The organism is Tepidimicrobium xylanilyticum (assembly GCF_900106765.1).
Classification (GTDB): Bacteria; Bacillota; Clostridia; order Tissierellales; family Tepidimicrobiaceae; genus Tepidimicrobium; species Tepidimicrobium xylanilyticum.
Map to the genome: position 1 here is coordinate 72,530 of NZ_FNNG01000004.1, position 21,925 is coordinate 94,454.

Below are 21,925 nucleotides of genomic sequence, written 5' to 3' on the forward strand. Positions count from 1 at the left end.
CGTGCCTATAGGCTTTCAATATTAACTTTCTCGACGGAAGCAATTTCCTTTTTCAGCATATTGCCTCCTACCCTTTTGAACTTCTCAGGATTGTCACTTACATAAAAACGACATTTTCCTCCATCTGCTTTATTCGATAATAAGTTCTTCTCCTTTAACATTATCTTAGCTGCTTTGGCAGTTTCATATGCTGGGTTGACTAAAATTACATTATCTCCTAGTACTTTGTTAATAGTATAGCGAAGGGCTGGATAATGGGTACAGCCTAAAACTAAGGAATCTATATTGTGTTCCTTTAATTCCAATAAATATTTTTTAGCTGTAAGATATGCTACATCAGTATTTTCCCAACCTTCTTCTACTATGGAAACAAATAAAGGGCAGGGAATTCCTATTATCTCTGCAGAGGGTAACATCTGACGTATTTTTCGTTGGTAGGACTGGCTATTTATTGTCCCTTCTGTACCTATGACTCCGATGATTGAATTTTTAGTTGCTGAAACAGCAGCTTTAGCTCCTGGTTCGATCACTCCTAATAATGGAATTTCGAATGCTTCTTGGGCTTCCTCCATGGCTAAGGCTGAAGCTGTATTACAAGCTATTACAATAGCTTTTATATCCTTTGTAAGTAAGAATCTCACCGATTGAAAAAAGTATTTTATTACCGTTTCCTTAGAACGGGTTCCATATGGAATTCTAGCTGTATCTCCAAAATATACTATGTCTTCTCCTGGTAGCTGCTCCATTATCTCCTTTAATACGGTTAAGCCACCAATTCCTGAATCAAATACTCCAATTGGTCTGTCGTCCATTGATAAACCCCCTTCTATTATATTCTATTAGTATTAGGGGATTTTTACAATCCTTTTTTAAACTAGTAAAATTAGCTAAATAATCATGTTAGTTTAATTTTATTATCTTATATGTTCTAATATTTCTTTTTCTACTTTAGGTACACAGGGTACATAAAATTTCAATAACTTCAAACTCCCTGATATTTGGTATCTCCCTAAACTAGCAGGTATAAAAATACTATCTCCTAAACTCAACTTTTCTTCTCCATTGTTATATATAATAGTCCCTTCTCCTTCAACACAAGTGTAAATATGAAATCTTTCTTTATCGCTAGCTCCCAAAAGATTCTTTCTTATATCATAAAGTTCTAATACAAAATGTGGGTTTAAACAATAATATGTTTTATCATAATTTTCACTTTCTATTTTTATTCCTCTGCTTTTTTTCCCTTCTATTCTAAAATCCATTACTTGAAAAGCTTTTTCTATGTGTACTTCTCTCCCTCTATTATAGTCATAAACTCTATAAGTTATATCACTGTTTTGCTGTATTTCTATGGCAGTTATTCCAGGTCCTAGAGAGTGAATAAGTCCAGGTTTTATATAATATACATCTCCTTTTCTAACCTGAATAACATTCAAATATTCATCTATATTGTCATTTTCTATTGCTTCCTTAAATTCCTCTTTAGTACAATTTTTTGTTCCTAATATTATTGATGCTCCTTCCTGTGCATCCATGATGTACCAAGTTTCGGTTTTCCCCACTTCTCCTTCATTAGTAAGAGCATATTTATCATCTGGATGAACTTGAACAGAAAGTTTATCATTTGAATCCAATATCTTTACAAGCAATGGAAATCTTTCTTTAGAAATTTTGCTTCCTAATAATTTTTCTCCATATATATCGATTAGTTGATCTAACCTAATTCCCTTAAACTCTCCATTAGAAACTACACTTATACCATTGCGATGACATGCTACATCCCAACTTTCGCCAATTTTCCCTTCTGGCACATTGTCCCTAAATCTTTTCAGCCTCTCTCCTCCCCATATTTTTTTATAATATAAATTCTCAAATTTCAGTGGATACATGCTTTTCTCCTTTCATCTATAAAACTCTAATTGTTTAAATACCAAAAAGTCCCTCATAAGTAATTGTAAGGAAGAACTAGAGATCCTTCCTTACAATTAAATTTAATTATTAATTTCAATTTCTACCTAATAAAGATACTACATCCTCATCTATGATAGTGTATAATTTCTCACTCAAGTAAAGCCTCCATAGTATAATCAGCAGGAAATTTAACCCCCATCTTTTTCCTTGCCTTTTCCATTATACTCATTACATGTAAAGATTGCTCAAATGAGTTTATATCTGATTCAGTTTTTCCTTCATTAATCAATTTGGCAAATTCTTTTGCTTCATAGTACATATTATGCTTATTTAGTTCCACAGACAAATCCTCTGTTTGCCCGTCATTATATATTATTTTTATTTTTTGTGGATGATCTATCTTATCTATAATCATAATTCCCTTTTCCCCTTGTATTTCCGATCCTAAATGAGAATTGGTAATCTTGGAATGGATTATTATAGCTTCCATATCATCATATTTTAATAACAAACTGCCTAACCCATCCACACCAGAAGACAATATATATCCATTTGCAACTACATCCTTTGGTAGTCCAAATAAGAGGACTAGGGGATGAATACAATATACCCCTATATCCATTAGTGAGCCTGCTGAAAACTCTGGATTAAATATATTTGGAAGCTCCCCAGCTTTGAAAGCGTCATATCTAGAAGAATATTGACAGTAATTACCTATATATCTTCTGATGGTTCCTAACTTATGAAGATTATCTTTTATGATTGAAATGGATGGTAAAAAATTAGTCCTTAGAGCCTCCATTAATAATACACCGTTTTCCCTAGCTGCAGCTACCATAGATTTTAGTTCTTCTACATTGGAGGCTATAGCTTTCTCACAAATAACATGTTTTTTATTTCTTAAAAATAACTTTGAATGTTCAGCATGGAATGAATTAGGGCTGGCTATATAAACTGCATCTATCTCATTACTCTTAGCCATCTCTTCCATGTTAATGAATATATTACCTACATTATACTTTTTAGCAAATTCTATAGCCTTATTTTCACTCCTAGAATAAACAGCATTTAATTTATAATCCCCTACCTGATTAGCCGCTTCTATAAAAGCTTCTGTAATCCAACTCGTTCCAACGATGCCATACCTTATCATAACATTTGCTCCTTTATAATGAGTTTTTTATTAAACCAATATACCTAAAGCGTACCCCACTATGCCAACTACAAATAATCCCAATATTAGAACCAGTGGCGAAACTTTCTTCTTCAATAATCGCATACATGTAAAGGTCAATAATAATGCTGCAAGACCCGGCATCAACTGATCTAGTATGTCTTGAACTGTAGTTACTACATGTGTCCCATCTTGCATGGTTACTTCGGATACTACCCCACCAATATTAATATTAGTCCATTGATTAACAAGTGCCCCCATAACAAACAATCCTAAAATTGAAGCACCTTCTGTAATCTTTTGCAAAGCATTGCCAGCTATATCTTTCATAACGTCCATACCTTTTTTATAGCCATAATCTATCCCATACCATCTAACAGCTAAACGTACTAAGTTAAATCCTATGAAGAAAATAAGAGGTCCTAATAAACTTCCAGTTAATGCAAAGGTAGCTCCTAAAGCTGCTAGTACAGGTCTTAAGGTTCCCCAGAATATTGGATCGCCAACCCCTGCTAAAGGTCCCATAAGTCCTACTTTTATACCATTAATAGCTCCATCATCTATATCCGCTCCCGCAGCTTTTTCCTCTTCCATAGCTATAGTTAATCCCAATATAGGAGCAGTCACAAAAGGTTGAGTATTGAAAAATTCTAGATGCCTTTTTAAGGCTTTCTTTTTCTCATCTCCATCATATAACTTATCAATAACAGGTATCATAGAATAACAAAACCCTAAATTCTGCATCCTTTCAAAATTCCAAGAACCCTGATGAAGATTTGAACGCCAAAATACTTTCTTTAAGTCTCTTTTAGATATTTTTTTATTGTCCGCTACCATCTTATCCCCCCTAATCTAAGAAATCATCACCATATTGACCACTATCAACCACATCTGCCACAGCAGCCTTGTTATATTTCGGGTTAAGTTGAATATATATTATGGCTAATACCGTTCCAATGACACCTAAAGCTACTAAATTATAGTCAGTAAAACCTGCTATTACAAAACCTAGAAAGAAAAATGGCATTAGATATTTTGCTCCCATCATGTTGATTACCATTGCATACCCTACTACAACAATAAACCCACCTGCTACGTTTAACCCACCTGTTATAACGGGTGGAATTGAGTTAAATAGATTTTGAACCGCTGAAGCATCTGCAAACATTGCTACTAATGCTGCTGGTATAGCAACTCTCAAACCTTGCATTAATACTGCTAACAAATGTATTCTCTCAACACCTTTGATGTTTCCTGCCTCTGCATGGATATCTGCCCTATGAACTAACCCTACACATAGAGTTCTAACTAGGATTGTTAATATTTGGCCAGCTGCTGCAATGGGTATTGCTAAAGCTATACCTGTGCTTATTGACTGCTTCCCTGCTATAACCAATATAGTTGATATTACCGATGCCATTGCTGCATCTGGAGCTAAAGCTGCACCAATATTCATCCACCCCAGTGCCATCATCTCAAGAGTACCACCAACTATAATTCCTGTTTTTATATCTCCTAAAACTAATCCCACCAAAGTACAAGCTATTAATGGTCTATGTGATTGAAATTCATCTAATACACTTCCTATCCCTGCAAATAAAGCAACGATAGATACCAATATTACTTGTATAGCACTCATAAAATCTCAACTCCCTTAAAATCATTATTAATTTACAGCAAATTATGTTCTTTAATCTTTGCCATTACATCTAACTTAAAATCTGATGATACTTGCCTTCCTTCAATTTCTATCCCCCTTTCATCTAAAGATTTAAAGGCTTGCACATCCTTTTCATCTACGGATATAACCCCTGTTATTTGTTTTTTGCCACTCTTATAGGACATCCCCCCTACATTAACGCTTTTTATATCAACTCCCATTTCCACTAATCTCAACACATCTGTGGGATTAGTAAATAATAATAGGACTTTAACTCCTTTATAAGCTGGGTTATTATAAACCCTTACCATTTTTTCTATGCTCACCACATTTGCCTTTACTCCTGCAGGCACTACTTGTTCTATTAACGTTTTCCTAACTACATCCGCTGCTATATCATCATTACATACAATAACACGATCACATTTGGTTTCCTTAACCCAATTGGTAACAACTTGTCCATGAATTAATCTATCATCGATTCTTGCTAGCACAATATCCATCTATAATTCCTCCTCATCTTCATGTTTTGATATTTTTTTGATAAAATCCTCTTTAAAGCTGCTTATCCCTTGAGAACCAGAATTTTTTAATACCTCTACTAGTTCATTAAGTTCCATATTATCCCTTTTGGTTATTGTCTCAAGTAACATGGGTATGTTAACGCCAGTAACAATATCCATATTACCCTCCTTATATACTATCTTAGTAGCTGCATTAAAAGGGCTGCCAGCAAATACATCTACTAAGAATATCAACCCTTTACTAATATCCAATTCTTTCATTGCAGCTTGATACTTTTCCAGTATGTCATCTAAGCTTTCACCTGGCATTAATGAAACGGTGCTTATGTTAGATTGTTTTCCACAGATCATTTCTGCAGTATTTAATAATTCTTCGCTAAGCCTACCATGAGATCCAATTATAATCGAAACCATTTGTCTTGCCTCCTTATGCTAACCTTAATATGCTAACCTTCGACATATTAAATAGCAAGTCGCATGCCAACATGTAGTATTAAAACTTTTTTGCTTATTTTCAAAGTTTGATAACTTTTATCTTTATGTTTAATACTGTATTTTAAATTTAATACACTTGTGCTGTTTTCATTTCTTTTGAGTATTAAACATCTCTTCTAAACTCTCGTAAATATAGTAAATCTCATCATCGGTGAATTCTATGTTTATACTCTCCTCAAATATCTTCGTTGCACTTTTCAACTTGTCTATTAAATCATTATCAAACTTTTTTTGCTTCTTATACTCTAACCCCTTACCTAAAACCATTCTTTCTAAAACACATCCAGTATGAACCATTAGTTGCGTTCTATTTATGTTACTAAATTTAAAGTCTAGCTTTTTCTCTAGTATATTAACAAATTCATTTAATGATCCGATTATCTTCCTAGGATTCAAATAAGTTAAAAATTCTTCTAAGGTTTCTTGGGAAATTTGCATGGCTACACTGTAGGTATTGGTTTTAAATATTTCAAGGTTATTAGCATCTATATGTTTTATAAGCTCTTGTTCTCCTTCTCCAGCTATAAACTCGTGTAAAGCTATGAATGGAACTCCTATATTAGGATTCTTAATGCCTATTACAGATATTATATGGAAGTTTTCTTTTATATGGTTAATTTCATCATACATATCCATTAAACCCACAGGAATGACTTCTATCTTAGTATGGGTGATATTGGATATGGTATTTTCTACTAACTGTTTAAGTTTATAAGCTGCTCCTTTACCGCTGGTACAAAGGGTTATAATTGCTTTCGGTTTGTCGTTCATATAGGTGGTATCATCTAATCCACTATGCTTATAACCTCTAAATCTAGATAAAATTTGATAAGCATCTTCCAATTCAATATTGGGTGATTCCGATTTTCTAATAGCTTCCAATACCATAGGTGTTGACACCATATCTATGGTTCTAACTTTTATTCCCGTTCTTTCCTGGATAATATTTTCAAACTCTAATAAAGAACCCATATCTACCAATAATAGTACTCCTTTGCCATCATCCAGATTTTGAACTTTTTCTAAAACCATGTTAAGAGTATCTGATACTTTTGCTTCTAAAGGCATGTCCACACTATCTATTAATCCTCCACCTAACAATTTTTTTGATACGTTTACCATCCCTGAAGCTATGCCATCGCCATGGCAAACTACTAAGATGCCTATTTTTTTACTGCTCTTTTCTTGAATACTCATTAAAAGAAGAGTTAAATAACTAATTTCCATATCCGGTACTTTAATATTGTACCTTTCTTCTATCTTATTCTTTATCTTGGTAGCCATTTTATATTCCTTATCATGGTTTTTTATTATGTTTCTTATGTCTGGATGGTCAACTAATTCATCATTATGAACCTTTTTTAATAAGGTACTTAAGTGTAACGAAAAAGCATATATAAAACGTTCATAGCAGTCAAGTTCTAAACCCTGCATGACTGTTACTGATAGCTCCTCCGCAAACTCTAGTACATCTTTTCCTACTATTTTTTTTACTCTATCCCTGGCAAGGTCATTGGCAGCTACTTTTTTTGATAAAGTTTTTAGATGGCATTCTATGTCCTTCATTATGTATTCTTGAATAAATTCTTCATTTTCCCCTTCCCTTTTTAGCATATTAACTTTGTATTCTATGGTTTCATACAGGTCAAAATCTAACTCATAATTATCTTCTTCAACTTTAATTACATTGTAATCTTCAGGCATAATAGTCATTTGATAATTTATGGCATCATCGATTTTCATTTCATCACTTTTGTTTCTTCTCATGGAATAAAAACCATTTTTTATGTCAGTGGGTAAATCTTTAAATTGAATGGTTAATGGTTCTATAGTATCAATAGAATTTAAAAATGCTTTAGCACAAACTAATTGTATATTGGATTTTAGCTGACCAATATTGCCATAGGAAGTGCTACCAATGAGGGCTTTGGCAGATTCCCTATCAATTTTAATTGGTTTGTTAATCCGATGTGCTTCTGTAGCTATTAAGGTCTTTAATAACTCTATCTTTTCCTTTGTAGTTCTCTCACTAAAGGGAGGTAAATTTATGATTATAGGTATTCTTCTAATGAAAGTACTTAATAATGCAGAACTAGGTTCTGCTGTAGTAGCACCAATTATTAACACTTGCGCTCTTCTATTACGCTCAGTTTCTCCAAGTTTACTATATCTTCCAGTATCCATGAAATAGAAAAGCATTTCTTGTCCCTCTGGTGGAAGCCTATGTATTTCATCTAGGAATAATATACCTCCATTAGCTTTTTCGATTAATCCAGGTTTTTCCTTATCTGCACCCGTAAATGCCCCCTTTATATAGCCAAATAGATGGGACATTAAAAGTTGAGGATTATTATAATAATCAGCACAATTAAATATTATAAAAGGTGCATCGGCACTAATTCGTTTAGTATACCTTGCATATTCGCACATTGTATTTGCAAACATACTCTTACCTACACCAGTTTCTCCAATTATTAAACTGTAAAGACCGTTAGGAGGATATAGTATGGCTGCCTTTGCTTTTTCAATTTGTGCTTTTAGGCTACCATCATGACCTATAATCTTTTTAAAAGGATCTACTGTTTTTTTGTCAATTAATTGATTTATATCATTTACCTCAATAGGGCCTTCTTTTAAATCCTTCTTTAGTATCCTCTCCAATACTTCTCTTGGTATATAATGGACAGGTCTGCCAGTAACTTTTATCATTTTGCCTTCTTTAAATAAATTATTTAATTCAAAACTTACATTATTCCTCAAAATACCCAATTCTTTGGATACTTCCAGGGCAGTAATCCCGTATTTTTCTTTTAAATCTTCTAATGTATAATTCTTTAAAGTTTCAACACAGAAATTGTAGATTTTATCAATCCTCTTAATCTTTCTCACCCTTTCTAGCGAATAAAATGTTTTAATATTAATTATAGCAATAAAAAATAAAATTTTAAGTTTTACTATATTTCCCATATGGTTTTTCAAGTTATAAAGCAGCAGGGCACTTTAAAATCCCCCTTTATAGCTTATAAAGGGGGATTTTTCAAAAGGTTAATGTTCCATTTTCATCTTTAATTATTTGTAGTATCTGTTCTTCATTGCCAGTTAGAGCATTGATATATACAATATAGTCGGAGCCTCTGTAATTCCCTTTAAATTCATAACATAGTATTTCATTCTTGCCCTTGGGGATTATTGCTAACCTAGATGAGTTAATTTCAAAATCCGTCCTTACCTTTTCCCTGGCTTCCTCTAAGGTCAATTCAGGTTCTTCTATATCCCTATTTTGATGGTTCATATAATAGGCAGATGCATCAAAACCTATTATTTCACCATTGTCTAGGGCTACCTTCACCTTAATTAAATCTGGATAGATGGTCACATTTTGTTCCGTATTGACAAAATTAAATAGCACTCCACCATCATATTTTTGATAATAATTGGGTTCCATATTTTCAAAGCCTTTTTGCTCCAGATAATTTAAAGCTCTTCTTTGAGCTTCCTCTATGCTGATTTTAGTATTGCTGTTTACAGGTCTTGGATTGGTCATCCATATAACATGCCCTCCCCTTTTGGATACTCCCATATATACTGGAAGTTCTCGGGAGGCATTCTTCGGATATAGGTTAAATGTATAGGATGGTATTCTAACTTCCGATGCATGTTTTCCTTCCTCAAAAGCGTCTATATCCTTGACCCTATTGACACCAAAGAAATCCCTGGCAATCCTTTGAGCTTCCTCTTGAGGCACATTCCTATTATCTAATCCTTGGGGCTTTCTATTTAGCATCTGATCTGAAAAGGGCCCATCATAGATCAATTCAGGAGTTTCAGCCATATTCTTTTCAATGTTTACTAGAGTAGTCTGGAATATCTTCTGATTTCCTTCTCGGATTTTTTTATTTTGTCTAGCATTAAGCGAACTAAATAGAAAGTCCTTATCCGCTAATTCTGACTGTAGTTTAGCTAGTTCCTCATTAAAGGCGGAAGAATTCTGCTGAAGATTGGCTAAAGCTGCCATTTGCTCATTGGTTATAGGTTTTCCTGCTAAATGAGTTTGAATTAAATGGTAGCTATAGTCTGCTGCTTGATTCAAAAACTTTTCCGTTGCTGCTGTTTCTGCATGAGTTATAGGCATTTGAGATAATTTGTCTTGAGCAAAATAGGCTTCGTTCATAATTTGGGATAATAATAGTACATTTTGATCTCTTGAATTTGATAGCATGGCTTTAGATAGATTTACCTGCACATTTTCAATATGTTTTTTTACATCGAAAAACAATCGCTGATAATTATTTTCCAAGGCCACTCCCAATTCATTTTTAGTTCTATATTCGTTATAGCCCCAAGCTAAGGCTAATATTAAGGCTATTCCCAATATGCTTGGTGCTATCCACCATCTCCTTCTTTCCACTCTATCACCTCCTATATTCCAAACCAGTGTTTCCCAATTTTCAATGTTATCTTTCTAGACCAAATCCATTTGCTGGTAGCTGTAGCTGGGTTCCAGTAATACAAACAACCATAGGTAGGGTCCCAACCATTTAAGGCATCCCTTGCTGCTCTAATAGAATCCTTATCTGGAGTTAAGTTTATCTGTCCATCGGCTACTGCAGTAAATGCTAAGGGTTGGTATATTACCCCTGCTATAGTATTGGGAAACTTTGGATTCCTAACCCTATTTAATATCACAGCACCTACCGCCACCTTGCCTACATAAGGTTCTCCTCTAGCCTCTCCATGGATGGCTCTTGCCAGCAGGTATTCATCTCCTTGCCTGCTCATCCCTTGAGCTGAAACAGGAGTGCTAGAAAGGGTAATCCCCAAAGCTGCTGCCGTCTCAAGTCCTACTATTCCATCTACCCTAAGACCATTTTTTGCTTGAAACCTTCGCACTGCTCTATAGGTTTCTGGTCCATATATACCATCTACTTTCCCAATTAAATATTTCCATTTCACCAATTGCCATTGGACATTTTTCACATCCTGTCCTTGAGTTCCCCAGTAGAGGAGCCGAGGTGCATAGAGGGCATTATATCTATTAGCTGCTTCCTTCATGCTATACGGTTCATAAAACAAAAGTATGGATAGAAAAACTAATACTAAAACCATAGTAATTACAGTAAACCTTTTCAAATCTTTTACCTCCTTCCATATTCATCGGCTTTAAATATTTTTTGTAATTATATAAAATTTATGCAAGAAAGAGGAAAGGCTATACTGGCTATTTTTACTAATTATTGAGTATCATCAGTTTTATTGAAGTATTGAATCTGCAGTGGTATCATTAGATTAATAAAAACTATACAGATTAAGGAGGATTGCATAATGGTTAATAAAATCCTTGAAAACCTCCCTCATATATTTAATTATGCAGATTTTCTTGTAGTTACCGACAAGTACGGATATATAGAGTTTTATAAAGTATTTAGAAGTGTGGGAAGTAAAATAGTAGAAAACCCAGTTGGACTCCACATACTAGAACTTCATCAACATTTAAATGAAGAAACCTCTACCGTAATGAGAGTACTAAAAACCAGAGAACCTATTATTAATGAAAAACAACACCTAAATATTTTTAAGGAACGGACGGTAACGGTATTGACTACCACTTTGCCAATTATGGCAGGTAATGAAATTATAGGGGCTATTGATATTAATAGATATTTCGATTTAGATTTAAGGGCAATTCATGACCAAGATATTAATCACAGCTTTGATTATAACGATTTTTTCTTTAACATAGATGATATACTAACCCAAAATTCTGCCATGATAGAGGTAAAGAATAAAACTTTAAAAGCTGCAAAAACCAATTCTCCAGTCATGATCTACGGAGAAACTGGAACTGGAAAGGACTTATTGGCCCAAGCAATACATAACCATAGCTTTAGGAAACATAATCCGTTTATAGTTCAAAACTGTTCTGCAATACCCTTAACATTAGGAGAAAGTATATTCTTTGGAACTACTAAAGGTAGCTTTACAGGAGCAGAAAACAAAATGGGACTTTTTGAGATGGCAGATGGAGGCACTTTAGTATTGGACGAGTTAAATTCCATGGACATTAGTCTCCAATCTAAATTGTTGAGAGCAGCTGAAAACAATACAATTAGAAGAATTGGAGGAGCAGGTTTAATCAATGTGGATGTAAGACTAATCTCATTATTAAATGAAGATCCTTATACTGCTATGGAACAGAGTAAATTAAGGAGGGATTTATTCTATCGCTTAGGTGTGATATTAATCCATATTCCTCCCCTAAGAGAAAGGAAGGAAGATATTCCTATGCTGGTAGACAGCTTTATAGATGAGTATAACTCTAAAATGGACAAAAATATTAAGGGTGTAAGTAAAAAGGTTATGGATTTATTTATGGAATATGACTGGCCAGGCAATGTTAGAGAATTAAAACATATTATTGAATCTGCTTTCAATTTTACAGAAGAGGATGTAATAGAAGAAGAACAATTACCTGAATATATAAGATGTAACCAGAATAGTAAGATGGCCGCCATCAGTATAGATGATAATTTTTGCTTGAACACTGCTATAAAGGATTTTGAAATCAAGTATATTAAATTAGCTCTTGAAAACAGTAGTACTTTAAATGAAGCAGCTAAATTGTTAAAGATTTCAAGACAAACCTTAAAGTATAAAATGGATGTTTATGGAATCGAATTTGAATAGGCAAAAAATTTTTTGCATGAAGTTGATTATTTTTCGGATAATTCCCATTTATACACCTAAAAACCCAGTTGTTCCTCCATTGACCATTAGCTTTAGTAAGCTAATTAATAGGCTTACGAAAATAAATTATTATTTATGAAAGAGTGCATTAATGTTGGCACAATTGTTGCAATATTCTGTATTGATTAAATATTCTACCGCAGCTTAAATTATTATACTAAAATGGGAAGGGGTGGTTACTGGTTATAGTATTAATCCATATTTTAATTTATAATTAATAACATAATAAAATTCAGGGGGAGATTTTATGCAATTTATCTTAGATGCTATTATAAGTTTTTCTAATTGGCTGTGGGGTATGCCCATGCTGATTATATTAGTAGGTGGAAGTGTCATAGTGACTATTAGATTAGGATTTATTCAGTTTAGATATTTCCCTTATGCTATGAGGGAAACTTTTGGAAAGATATTTAAAAAATCTAATGATGGTGAAGGTACTATATCAGCTTTTCAAGCTACCTCAACCGCTCTAGCTTCTTGTATAGGTGCTGCAAATATAGTTGGTGTTCCAACGGCTATAGCCTTCGGTGGCCCAGGTGCAGTTTTTTGGATGTGGGTCGTGGCTTTAATTGGAGCAGGTGCAAAATTTGCAGAAATAGTTCTTGCTATTAAATATAGGGAGAAAAATGAAGTAGGCGAATATACAGGAGGTCCAATGTACTATTTAGCAAAAGGGATTCAAGGGCCTTTAGGAAAAACCTTAGGATTTTTATTCTCTTTTTTCCTAATGATCGAAATAGCCCCATCTATTGCTGCCCAAACCGTTTCAGTGGTTCAATCTGCCAGTACTATAAATATCCCAAACTGGATAGTAGGATTTGCTCTAGCAATTGTAGTCGCTATAGTTGTATATGGTGGAATCAAGAGAATTGCCCAGGTTTCAGAGAAACTCGTTCCCTTTATGGCTATAATATATGTGATAGGTTCCATAGTTATTATAATCAACAATATTTCAGAACTGCCAAGTGCAATAGCATCCATATTTAAGCATGCCTTTACTCCTGCTGCAGCCGCTGGTGGATTTGCAGGTGCCACAATAACTCAAACCATAAGATGGGGTACTGCTAGAGGAGTCTATTCAAATGAATCCGGTATGGGTACAGCCCCAATTGCACATGCTGCTTCAGTAACTGATCACCCAGTACGTCAAGCTATATGGGGATTATTCGAAAATGTTGTTGATACTTTAATAGTATGTACAGTAACTGCTCTTGTAGTATTGGTCACTGGATTATACCAAGCTGTCCCTGCAGACCAAGCTGGCACTATACCATCTTTAGCTTTTCAATCGGTATTAGGATCTAGCTTAGGAGGAGGAATTGTAACTATTAGTATTACACTATTTGTACTTTCAACAATTATTGTTATAGTATATTATGGAGAAAAGCAAGCAGAATACCTGTTTGGAATTAGATTTGCAAAGGTTATGCGTATAATATACATTATCTCAATACTATTGGGAACCTTTGGAGGTTTGGAATTCATATATCAATTCATGGATTTTATGCTTGCACTCGTAATTATCCCTAATATGTTGGGATTACTCTTATTAAGTAAAGATGTTAAGGACCTGAAAGATGAGTTCTTTGGTAATCCTGATTATTATAATAATTAGTTTTCAGTTACAACATTTATTGTCATTATAGGAGGTATAAAATGGATAAGGATTTAAGCAAAAAAATAAGAGATTTAACCATTGAGCTAGCCCAAATAAAAAGTGTTGTAGGAACAAAAGAAGAAAATAATGTAGTGGAAAGGATATATGAAAAATTCACCAAAATGGAGTATTTTAAAAACAATCCCGAATTGCTGAGATACGTTCCCGTTAAAGATGACCCTTTGGAAAGAAAGAGCGTTATGGCAATCGTTAAGGGAGAAAAGGGCAATAGTAAAAAAACGGTAATATTAATAGGCCATACGGATACGGTAGGCATTTCAGATTATGGTATTATACAAGATTATGCAACTAAGCCCTTAGAGTTAGCTGATAAATTGAAGGAGGTATCCTTACCAAAAGAGGCCTTAGAGGATTTAGAATCTGGAGAATATCTATTTGGTAGAGGAGTATTCGATATGAAATGTGGCGTAGCCACCTTGATGACCTTGATAGAATCCATTTCTAATGATATAGAAGAATTTGAAGGTAATATAGTTTTTGCTGCTGTATGCGATGAAGAAGGCAATTCAGGCGGTATGTTGTCAGTTGTATCTGAGCTTGTGGAATTAAAAGAAAAGGAAGGTTTTGAATATTTGGCTGTAATTGATACGGATTATAGTGCTCCTAGATATGAAGGCGATAATACTAGGTATGTTTATGTGGGAACAGTGGGGAAATTGATGCCTAGTTTCTATATAGTTGGCTCTGAAGCCCATGGAGGTGACCCCTTCAAAGGATTAGACCCTAACCACATATCTTCCGCTATCGTTGAGGAAATAGATTTCAATACCAAATATTGTGATGAAGCGGAAGGGGAAGTTACGGTTCCTCCTATCTCCTTAAGGCAACAGGATTTAAAAGTTGAGTATTCAGTTCAAACAGCTAAAACCAGCTATCTGTACTTTAATTTTGGCACCCATAGAAGTACTCCAGATCAAATATTAGATAAGGTCATTGCTGGAGCTGAATTGGCTTTCCAAAAGGTAATAGATAGTTTGAACATAGAATATAAAAAATATTGTGAAGCAAATGGATTCCCTTACGAAAAATTACCTTGGGAGGCAAGAGTTATGTCCTATGAGGAGCTATATAATAAGGTAAGGGAGGAAAAGGGACGGGAAGTTGATAAAGTAATGGAAGAGTTGGCAAAAAAACTATTGGACGACCAAAATATAGACGAAAGGCTCTTTGCCCTAAAGATGGTTGAAAACCTTCACAATATGTGGTCTGATAAAAATCCAGTGGTAATAGTATATTATTCCCCACCATATTATCCTCATATATATGTTAAAGGAGAATCCCCATTGGAGAAAAGAGTATTAGATGCAGTTAACGAAGCAATCGAAAAAATGGATTCAGATTATGATATTGAAATGAAAAAATTCTATCCCTATATTTCAGATTTAAGTTATGCTGCAGCCCCAAGAGAGAAAAACGCTGTAGATTCTTTGAAAAACAATATGCCTGGTTTTGGAATTAAGTACAGTTTACCTATTGATGAGATGCAAAAATTAAATTTACCAGTGGTCAACATTGGCCCCTTTGGAAAGGATGCACATAAATTTACCGAAAGATTGGAAAAGGATTATTCCTTTAACATAGCTCCAAAGCTAGTTTATGAAACCATAATGAATTTATTGAAATGATAGGTATAGTTTCCATAAAGGGATAGCCACTAGAGATAAGCTCTAGTGGCTATTTTTCATGTTGATTTCCTCTATTAATTTAGGGACACATAGCAAGTCTTTTACTTTTCTATATACCATTTTTTCAACATCTTCTGGAATTTTTGCCAAGTCTGGCACATATACAACTTTAATATTAGCATTATTTGCTGCTTTAATTCCATTAGCTGAATCTTCTAGTATTAGAACATTTTCTTTGTTCACATTTAATTTTTTACAACACTTTATAAAAATTTCTGGATCTGGTTTACTGTTTAACAAACTCTCGCCACTTATTATATAATCAAATACATTCGATAATTTGGCTAACTTTAAATAAAAATTTATTGTGGATTCATCACTAGAAGATGCAACAGCTATAAGAATATGATTATCTTTCAAATATTTAATACATTCATGCAACCCCTTTTTAATTCTTATCCCATTTTCTTTTATTTCATTTATCATCATTTTGTTTTTTTCTTCTCTAATCTCCCTATATGGTAAATTTTCACCATAAGCTTCTCTGAATATTTTTTCTGCATCTTTTGAACTAACTCCTATTACCTTATCAAAAATTTCATCGTCAAAAATATAGCCATATTTTTCCCCACATTTTTGCCATGTTTTTTTTGATAATCTTTCGGTGTCAAACATAAGACCATCCATGTCAAAAATCACTGCCTCAATCATCTCAGATTGCCCCTTTGTGAAGTATTAGCATATTATTTTTAAGAATCTATACTTTTTAGTATATATGTTTAATATTCTAATTTCCACATGTATCTTCTTTTAGTCAATGGATGGTTTCTTGCAATAGCCAATTGTTCTGCATAGACTCTAAAAATTCCAGATATTAACATCGGGCTAAAATAATCAGCTACTTTTTCTGAAATTACTGATGTTATTCCAAAATCTTTGGCATCAATAACGGTTGTTTTAGCCCCGAATCTTTTTAAAAATGTTAAGGCTCTACTATCCATTGGACGAGTTTTACCTTCATTCATAAATAATATAAACGGAACATCTTTATCAACTATTTCAAATGGCCCATGGAAAAATTCGCCGTCATGGAAACTCCCTGAATTCATCCATTGCATTTCCATAAGTAAACATATAGAAGTTGAATATGCTACTTTATGTGTAGCACCACTGCTCATAAGATATATTACATTTTCATCCTTATAAGAATTAGCAAATTCTTTAGCTTGAGGTAATACAGTTGCTGCAGATTTTTCTATTAAATCATATATATTATTAAATCCATTAATCATTTCTTCATAATTAGCATATCCTTCAAATTGATTTAAAATTTCAACTGCTAATTGTAAAGCATATATCATTTTCTCTAACTTTTCAGCATAACTTTTTTCAAATCCATGAACAATAACATAATCAGCATCTTTGGTTATGGGTGAATCTTTTTTGTGAGTTAAAGTAATAACATATGCCCCCAAACTTTTTGCTTTTGATGTAGCTTGTACTGTTTCAGGGGTAGTCCCTCCTAGCGATGCTGTAATAACAATACAATTTGAGTTTACAGCTTTTGGAGTAGCGTAATTGAATTCATTTGCTGTATATAAACTTGTACGAATTTTAGTGCTATTTTCTTCTAAAAAATATTTAGCTGGATATAAATCTGCTTTAGAAGCCCCACACCCCACAAAAATAACACTTGTTATATTAGATTCTGCATCTTTGATTTTTTTTATAATTTCTTTTGCTAACATTTTAGTCCTCCTTTAAATTTGCTTTCTATATTTAATTTATCTATATAACTTTTTATGCAAGTAAACCTAGTACACTTAATAATATTCCACCAAAAATTGAGATAAACAAAAGCCATCCTGTTTTTACATTCTTTTTAAGCAGCCAATACATAAGACCTGTTAGTAATAATGGTAACATCCCGGGCATAATATTATCTAATATTTCTTGAAGTACAAACATATCACCATATGCTATAGGAGTAGTTATATCTATCATTGAACCTACCATAGAGCCAACAACTATCAAACCTACCATTGTTGATATATACATTACTTTTTCCATCAAACCTTCTTTCTGTATTTTTACAAGATATTTACTCCCAGCAGTATATCCTAACTTACCACCATAATAAGTTACTAAAAAAGAAGGAATAAAAGATAAAACCATAGCTAAAATAGGCCCTAATATATTTCCTTGCTTTGCTAAGTTGATTCCTATCCCAAATGCAATAACTCTAACTGTTCCTTGAAAAAAAGAATCACCAATTCCTGATAACGGTCCCATTAAACTAGTTTTTATGGCATTAATGGATTCAGGCTTAAAATTCTCTCTATCATTAGCATATTTTTCTTCCATCGCTGCACTCAACCCCATGACAAAAGCGGTAGTTTGGGGAGTACAATTAAAAAATGCCATATGTCTTTTATAAGCTTCTTTGCGAAATTCTATGTCTTTAGGATCTTTGTAGATTTCATCTATTATAGGTGCCATCCCATACATAAATCCCATGTTCATCTGTCTTTCATAATTCCAAGATGCTTGCATAGCCCATGATTTCCAGAAAAAATTTCTATACTTTTTCCTATTAAGATCTGTTTTCTTTTTTTCATTTGCCATTTTTTATCCCCCTTATTTAATCAAGATTTTCCAAATCTTCATTATCATAATTCTTAAACTTTAATTCTGACAAAATGAAGGCCAGCAATGTTGCCAATATTGCAACTCCCATCAAAGTTATATTTGAATAAACAGTTATAAAAAACCCAAGAAGGAAAAATGGAATCATTTTCTTAGTTAACATTGTTGTTAATAACATTGCAAATCCATATGCAGGTAATATCTTGCTGGCGACATTTAACCCATCTGTTAACCATACTGGAATAGTTTCCACTATATTTTGAACTAACCCTGTTCCAAAATATATAGTTAAAAAAATGGGCACAAAATACATTAATGAATAAAGGACTGGTCCATAAACTATATGTAATCTTTTCGCTTTATTGAAATCTCCATTTTCAATATAAGCATCTGCAAAGTGAGTAAATTGTGATAAAACCATTCTTAATATTATTCCTATCATTTGTCCCAATATAGCAATGGGTATAGCAATTGTCAAAGCTGTTTCTGGCGTAGCATTTGTCAAAATAGCAAATGATGTTGCAATTATAGAACCTAAATTCATATCAGGAGGTGCAGCTGCTCCTATATTAACTATTCCCATGGATATCAGTTCTAAAGATGCACCTATCGTTAATCCTTTTGTTATATCCCCTAAAACTATGCCCACTAATGTACTTACAATTAATGGTCTTTCAAAATTAAGCCTTCCTAAAAGCCGGGAGTCTAAAATACAAAAAACCCCTATTAAACCTATCAATACCGATTTTAATAACATTTTTGACACCTCTCTTCAAAAATACTTTATAGTTTAGAATTTAAGTCTTCTCTTTTGGAACTAGGGATTTGCTGCATATACAAATTTATGCCCATGTTTTTTAATTTTCTACTGTCCTCAATCTCCTCTTCATTCAAAAATATTGCATTACTAAACTGTTTCGATCCTTCTTTTTTTGCTATCCCACCATAATTAATTTCCTTGACATTAGGGTAATTTTCACAGAACTTTAACATGGTTTGAGTTCCGCCAAATATCATCATAATGTTATCATTTAAACTCTCTATTTTCCCCATTTTAGACAAAACCTCTTCTACGGAAAAAATATTAAGCTTTACCTCTGGCGGTTTTGTTAAACTTAGTGTCATTTTTTTAAATTCATCATTTGCTGCCTCATCATCAACAACAATAATTCTAGTTATTTGCAGAATTTTACACCATGCAAATATAACTTGCCCGTGAAGTAATCTGTGGTCTATACGAAAAAGTTTTATCATAAAAACTCCCTCCTTTTGATTGTATTGTATAGTATTGTATGGTATTATATATATACAATACCATACCTTCGAAACGATTGCAAGCATTTTCAGAAAATTATCTTAATATTTATAAAGGCCTGAAAGTTTGTTTATTGCAAATTCAAAATATTAATGTTATACTCAATATAAATGTTATAACATTTGTGTTTTAATATTTGCCACTATACAATTGTATTAACATTAAAAAAGGAGGCGCGTCAATTAGTATGGTTAAAAAAATAGACAGAAATTCTCCTATACCAATATATAAGCAAATAGCAAATCTCATTGAAATAGATATAAGGAATAAAAAATATGATGAAAATTTTAAATTACCAACCGAAAATGAATTTACTAAAATTTATAATGTAAGTAGAATGACAATAAGACAGGCTCTTAAATTGCTAGAAGATAAAGATTTAATAAGTAGAGAAGCAGGAAAAGGAACTTTTTTAAAAGACAATAGACTAAATAATCCTATGGAAGGTTCTCATAGTTTCAGTAAATTAATTGAAACACAAGGATTAAAAGCAGGCGCAAAATTAATAAGTGCCTCTTTGGAAAGACCTACAACTGAAGATTTAAAAGAACTAGATTTAAAAGAAGATGAGCATATAGTTGTTATAAAAAGAGTTCGATATGCAAACGGAGAACCTATTTCCTATGAGATTTCAAGATTTACAGAAAACTACAAATTCTTGTTAACTAAGGATCTTAATGATAACTCTTTGTATGATATCCTATACAAAGAAAAAAATATTTATTTTACAAAAACTAAAAGAACAATAGAATTAGTTAGAGCTAATGATACTTTAAGCGATTACTTACAAGTAGAAAAAGATTATCCAATAATATTAATAAGAGGGGTTGCTACTGACAACTACAACAATATTTCCCATAGAGCTTTTGAATATTTATTAGGTGATAAATTTAAATTTACAATTTAATTTTATCTAACAATTAAAACAATATCTTTAGGAAAGGTGAAACACTATGAAATTAATAATTTGTGGTCATGGAGCTTTTGCTCCAGGAATTTTTAATGCGGCAAATATGATTTTTGGAAATGACGAGGATATTTTCGCAATTCCGCTACTTGATGGTGAAGGCATAGACGATTTCAAAAATAAAATTAAAGACATTACAAAAAATATAGATGAAAATGAAGAAATTCTTTTCATGACTGATATTTTTGGAGGTACTCCCTATAATGTAGTATCTGAATATGCCTATGAGCACAGTAATGTAGATGTTATTACCGGAACAAGCCTGCCAATAGTCATAGAGGCTTTAGCATTAAAAAATTCAACTAAATTAAAAGATCTAGTATTTTTATTAAAAAACTCAAACAATGAAAATTTTAAAATCTATAGTGAAGAATTTAAAAAAGCAAATTCAAATATTAGTAATGATTTATAACCTATTATATATTTATAGTAAAGACTGTCATCAGAAAGAATCCGATGACAGTCTTTATTATTTTTTTGCCAAAAAATCTGCTAAGTATGTTTTTGTTTTTTGATATACTTCTACTACTTTAGACTTTAATATAATAGGGGGTTCTTTATTGGCATGGAGAAGGCTCGTATCTTCACCTATAATTGTCTTTTTCAAATCTTGGTCTGATTTTACAGCATGACTATGGTTTGCGTCTACAAAACATAAAGGAGGAAACATGACACACCACCAGTTCTTGCCCTTGCCTTCTCCTATTGTAACCTGTAATGTTTCATATTCTCCTGCTGGAAGGACTATGTCTCCATATTTTCTGGTAGGGAAGTTAATATTCCCAAAATGCACCTCAACAGGAAAGTTCTTTCCCTCTCTCTTTATTACCTCTTCGGCTAGGGATTTTATGTAGTTCAAATTTTCATTGATTATGCTTCTTGTCTCATCTAAAGATTTGCTATTTTCAAACTTAACTTGGGTTTCCTTTAATAATTCATCCCTTACCTTTAACTTTAAGAGCTGATCTTCTTCTTTATCGCTGTTAGCTACAATGTGGAAGCGGATTATATTATCCTTAAATCCCTCAACACTGGGTTCTTCCATATCTTCATAGGGTTGTATTAAGTAGATGAAAACAAACAATAATACCAAACAAATAATTCCTTTTCTAAACTTCATATTAATTCCTCCTAAGTTCTTTTTTACTTGTATCATTAATTATTTCCTAACTCTGTTTTTTTATAC

The 21,925-nt window shown here is 32.9% G+C and carries 21 protein-coding genes; 5 read left to right on the plus strand and 16 right to left on the minus strand.

Annotated features, from left to right (window positions below; translation table 11 throughout):
- Positions 1-5: 5 nt before the first annotated feature.
- The 10 genes from murI to sleB all read right to left on the minus strand — a co-directional run bounded on the left by murI (position 6) and on the right by sleB (position 10,894).
- Entirely contained in the window at positions 6-812 is an 807-nt protein-coding gene (murI, locus tag BLV68_RS05960; protein WP_093751837.1) for a glutamate racemase, read from the minus strand.
- A gap of 102 nt (positions 813-914) precedes the next feature.
- Positions 915-1,889, minus strand: coding sequence for a mannose-6-phosphate isomerase, class I (manA, locus tag BLV68_RS05965; RefSeq protein ID WP_093751839.1), 975 nt, complete (start codon positions 1,887-1,889; stop codon positions 915-917).
- Between the two features lie 170 nt (positions 1,890-2,059).
- On the minus strand, positions 2,060-3,064 hold the full coding sequence (locus tag BLV68_RS05970) for a Gfo/Idh/MocA family protein (protein WP_093751841.1): 1,005 nt from the start codon (positions 3,062-3,064) through the stop codon (positions 2,060-2,062).
- 30 nt (positions 3,065-3,094) lie between these two features.
- The gene (gene manZ / locus BLV68_RS05975) at positions 3,095-3,922 is read right to left on the minus strand and encodes a PTS mannose transporter subunit IID (RefSeq protein ID WP_093751843.1); all 828 of its coding nucleotides are present in this window, start codon (positions 3,920-3,922) and stop codon (positions 3,095-3,097) included.
- Between the two features lie 10 nt (positions 3,923-3,932).
- Positions 3,933-4,724, minus strand: coding sequence for a PTS mannose/fructose/sorbose transporter subunit IIC (locus BLV68_RS05980; protein ID WP_093751845.1), 792 nt, complete (start codon positions 4,722-4,724; stop codon positions 3,933-3,935).
- Between the two features lie 32 nt (positions 4,725-4,756).
- The gene (locus BLV68_RS15720) at positions 4,757-5,248 is read right to left on the minus strand and encodes a mannose/fructose/sorbose PTS transporter subunit IIB (protein ID WP_200773671.1); all 492 of its coding nucleotides are present in this window, start codon (positions 5,246-5,248) and stop codon (positions 4,757-4,759) included.
- Positions 5,249-5,683, minus strand: a complete 435-nt coding sequence (locus BLV68_RS15725; protein WP_200773672.1) for a PTS sugar transporter subunit IIA — start codon at positions 5,681-5,683, stop codon at positions 5,249-5,251.
- 168 nt (positions 5,684-5,851) lie between these two features.
- Positions 5,852-8,653, minus strand: a complete 2,802-nt coding sequence (locus tag BLV68_RS05990) for a sigma 54-interacting transcriptional regulator (protein WP_200773673.1) — start codon at positions 8,651-8,653, stop codon at positions 5,852-5,854.
- A 148-nt stretch (positions 8,654-8,801) separates the two neighbouring features.
- Positions 8,802-10,172 carry a germination protein YpeB gene (gene ypeB / locus BLV68_RS05995; RefSeq protein ID WP_093751847.1) on the minus strand — a complete coding sequence of 457 codons (1,371 nt, stop codon included), beginning with the start codon at positions 10,170-10,172 and terminating at the stop codon, positions 8,802-8,804.
- Between the two features lie 11 nt (positions 10,173-10,183).
- Positions 10,184-10,894, minus strand: coding sequence for a spore cortex-lytic enzyme (gene sleB, locus BLV68_RS06000; RefSeq protein WP_234949848.1), 711 nt, complete (start codon positions 10,892-10,894; stop codon positions 10,184-10,186).
- 192 nt (positions 10,895-11,086) lie between these two features.
- Here sleB and BLV68_RS06005 point away from each other — a divergent pair, with 192 nt between their 5' ends.
- The 3 genes from BLV68_RS06005 to BLV68_RS06015 all read left to right on the plus strand — a co-directional run bounded on the left by BLV68_RS06005 (position 11,087) and on the right by BLV68_RS06015 (position 15,811).
- Positions 11,087-12,448 carry a sigma-54 interaction domain-containing protein gene (locus tag BLV68_RS06005; RefSeq protein ID WP_093751849.1) on the plus strand — a complete coding sequence of 454 codons (1,362 nt, stop codon included), beginning with the start codon at positions 11,087-11,089 and terminating at the stop codon, positions 12,446-12,448.
- A gap of 307 nt (positions 12,449-12,755) precedes the next feature.
- Entirely contained in the window at positions 12,756-14,123 is a 1,368-nt protein-coding gene (locus BLV68_RS06010) for an alanine/glycine:cation symporter family protein (protein WP_093751851.1), read from the plus strand.
- 41 nt (positions 14,124-14,164) lie between these two features.
- A complete protein-coding gene (locus BLV68_RS06015; protein WP_093751853.1) occupies positions 14,165-15,811 on the plus strand; it encodes a M20/M25/M40 family metallo-hydrolase in 1,647 nt (548 codons plus the stop codon).
- A 42-nt stretch (positions 15,812-15,853) separates the two neighbouring features.
- On the opposite strand, the gene BLV68_RS06020 is transcribed toward BLV68_RS06015, so the two are convergent.
- The 5 genes from BLV68_RS06020 to BLV68_RS06040 form a co-directional block, all read right to left on the minus strand.
- Positions 15,854-16,522: an HAD family hydrolase gene (locus tag BLV68_RS06020; protein ID WP_093751855.1), complete on the minus strand. Its 669-nt coding sequence runs from the start codon at positions 16,520-16,522 to the stop codon at positions 15,854-15,856.
- A gap of 68 nt (positions 16,523-16,590) precedes the next feature.
- On the minus strand, positions 16,591-17,559 hold the full coding sequence (locus BLV68_RS06025; RefSeq protein ID WP_093751857.1) for an SIS domain-containing protein: 969 nt from the start codon (positions 17,557-17,559) through the stop codon (positions 16,591-16,593).
- Positions 17,560-17,611: 52 nt separating this feature from the next.
- A complete protein-coding gene (locus tag BLV68_RS06030) occupies positions 17,612-18,436 on the minus strand; it encodes a PTS system mannose/fructose/sorbose family transporter subunit IID (protein ID WP_093751859.1) in 825 nt (274 codons plus the stop codon).
- A 16-nt stretch (positions 18,437-18,452) separates the two neighbouring features.
- The gene (locus tag BLV68_RS06035) at positions 18,453-19,214 is read right to left on the minus strand and encodes a PTS mannose/fructose/sorbose/N-acetylgalactosamine transporter subunit IIC (RefSeq protein WP_093751861.1); all 762 of its coding nucleotides are present in this window, start codon (positions 19,212-19,214) and stop codon (positions 18,453-18,455) included.
- Between the two features lie 26 nt (positions 19,215-19,240).
- Positions 19,241-19,711 (minus strand): PTS sugar transporter subunit IIB, encoded by a 471-nt coding sequence (locus BLV68_RS06040; RefSeq protein ID WP_093751863.1) that lies wholly within the window; start codon positions 19,709-19,711, stop codon positions 19,241-19,243.
- Positions 19,712-19,959: 248 nt separating this feature from the next.
- Between BLV68_RS06040 and BLV68_RS06045 the strand changes: the two genes are divergently transcribed.
- Together BLV68_RS06045 and BLV68_RS06050 are read left to right on the plus strand one after the other, a co-directional pair.
- Entirely contained in the window at positions 19,960-20,679 is a 720-nt protein-coding gene (locus tag BLV68_RS06045; protein ID WP_093751865.1) for a GntR family transcriptional regulator, read from the plus strand.
- Between the two features lie 46 nt (positions 20,680-20,725).
- Positions 20,726-21,151: a PTS sugar transporter subunit IIA gene (locus BLV68_RS06050; RefSeq protein WP_093751867.1), complete on the plus strand. Its 426-nt coding sequence runs from the start codon at positions 20,726-20,728 to the stop codon at positions 21,149-21,151.
- A gap of 57 nt (positions 21,152-21,208) precedes the next feature.
- Here the strand turns inward: BLV68_RS06050 and spoIIR are convergent, their stop codons facing one another.
- Positions 21,209-21,859 carry a stage II sporulation protein R gene (gene spoIIR, locus BLV68_RS06055; protein WP_200773674.1) on the minus strand — a complete coding sequence of 217 codons (651 nt, stop codon included), beginning with the start codon at positions 21,857-21,859 and terminating at the stop codon, positions 21,209-21,211.
- Between the last annotated feature and the right edge of the window lie 66 nt (positions 21,860-21,925).

Excerpts from the sequence above, each read along its gene's own strand:
- BLV68_RS06035 (WP_093751861.1), bottom strand. The coding sequence starts at position 19,214 with ATGTTATTAAAATCGGTATTGATAGGTTTAATAGGGGTTTTTTGTATT.
- BLV68_RS06020 (WP_093751855.1), bottom strand. The coding sequence starts at position 16,522 with ATGATTGAGGCAGTGATTTTTGACATGGATGGTCTTATGTTTGACACC.
- BLV68_RS05980 (WP_093751845.1), bottom strand. The coding sequence starts at position 4,724 with ATGAGTGCTATACAAGTAATATTGGTATCTATCGTTGCTTTATTTGCA.
- BLV68_RS06010 (WP_093751851.1), top strand. The coding sequence starts at position 12,756 with ATGCAATTTATCTTAGATGCTATTATAAGTTTTTCTAATTGGCTGTGG.
- murI (WP_093751837.1), bottom strand. The coding sequence starts at position 812 with ATGGACGACAGACCAATTGGAGTATTTGATTCAGGAATTGGTGGCTTA.
- BLV68_RS15720 (WP_200773671.1), bottom strand. The coding sequence starts at position 5,248 with ATGGATATTGTGCTAGCAAGAATCGATGATAGATTAATTCATGGACAA.
- BLV68_RS06050 (WP_093751867.1), top strand. The coding sequence starts at position 20,726 with ATGAAATTAATAATTTGTGGTCATGGAGCTTTTGCTCCAGGAATTTTT.
- BLV68_RS15725 (WP_200773672.1), bottom strand. The coding sequence starts at position 5,683 with ATGGTTTCGATTATAATTGGATCTCATGGTAGGCTTAGCGAAGAATTA.
- BLV68_RS06045 (WP_093751865.1), top strand. The coding sequence starts at position 19,960 with ATGGTTAAAAAAATAGACAGAAATTCTCCTATACCAATATATAAGCAA.
- BLV68_RS06005 (WP_093751849.1), top strand. The coding sequence starts at position 11,087 with ATGGTTAATAAAATCCTTGAAAACCTCCCTCATATATTTAATTATGCA.
- spoIIR (WP_200773674.1), bottom strand. The coding sequence starts at position 21,859 with ATGAAGTTTAGAAAAGGAATTATTTGTTTGGTATTATTGTTTGTTTTC.
- BLV68_RS06040 (WP_093751863.1), bottom strand. The coding sequence starts at position 19,711 with ATGATAAAACTTTTTCGTATAGACCACAGATTACTTCACGGGCAAGTT.
- BLV68_RS06030 (WP_093751859.1), bottom strand. The coding sequence starts at position 18,436 with ATGGCAAATGAAAAAAAGAAAACAGATCTTAATAGGAAAAAGTATAGA.
- BLV68_RS06025 (WP_093751857.1), bottom strand. The coding sequence starts at position 17,559 with ATGTTAGCAAAAGAAATTATAAAAAAAATCAAAGATGCAGAATCTAAT.
- BLV68_RS05970 (WP_093751841.1), bottom strand. The coding sequence starts at position 3,064 with ATGATAAGGTATGGCATCGTTGGAACGAGTTGGATTACAGAAGCTTTT.
- BLV68_RS06015 (WP_093751853.1), top strand. The coding sequence starts at position 14,165 with ATGGATAAGGATTTAAGCAAAAAAATAAGAGATTTAACCATTGAGCTA.
- manZ (WP_093751843.1), bottom strand. The coding sequence starts at position 3,922 with ATGGTAGCGGACAATAAAAAAATATCTAAAAGAGACTTAAAGAAAGTA.
- manA (WP_093751839.1), bottom strand. The coding sequence starts at position 1,889 with ATGTATCCACTGAAATTTGAGAATTTATATTATAAAAAAATATGGGGA.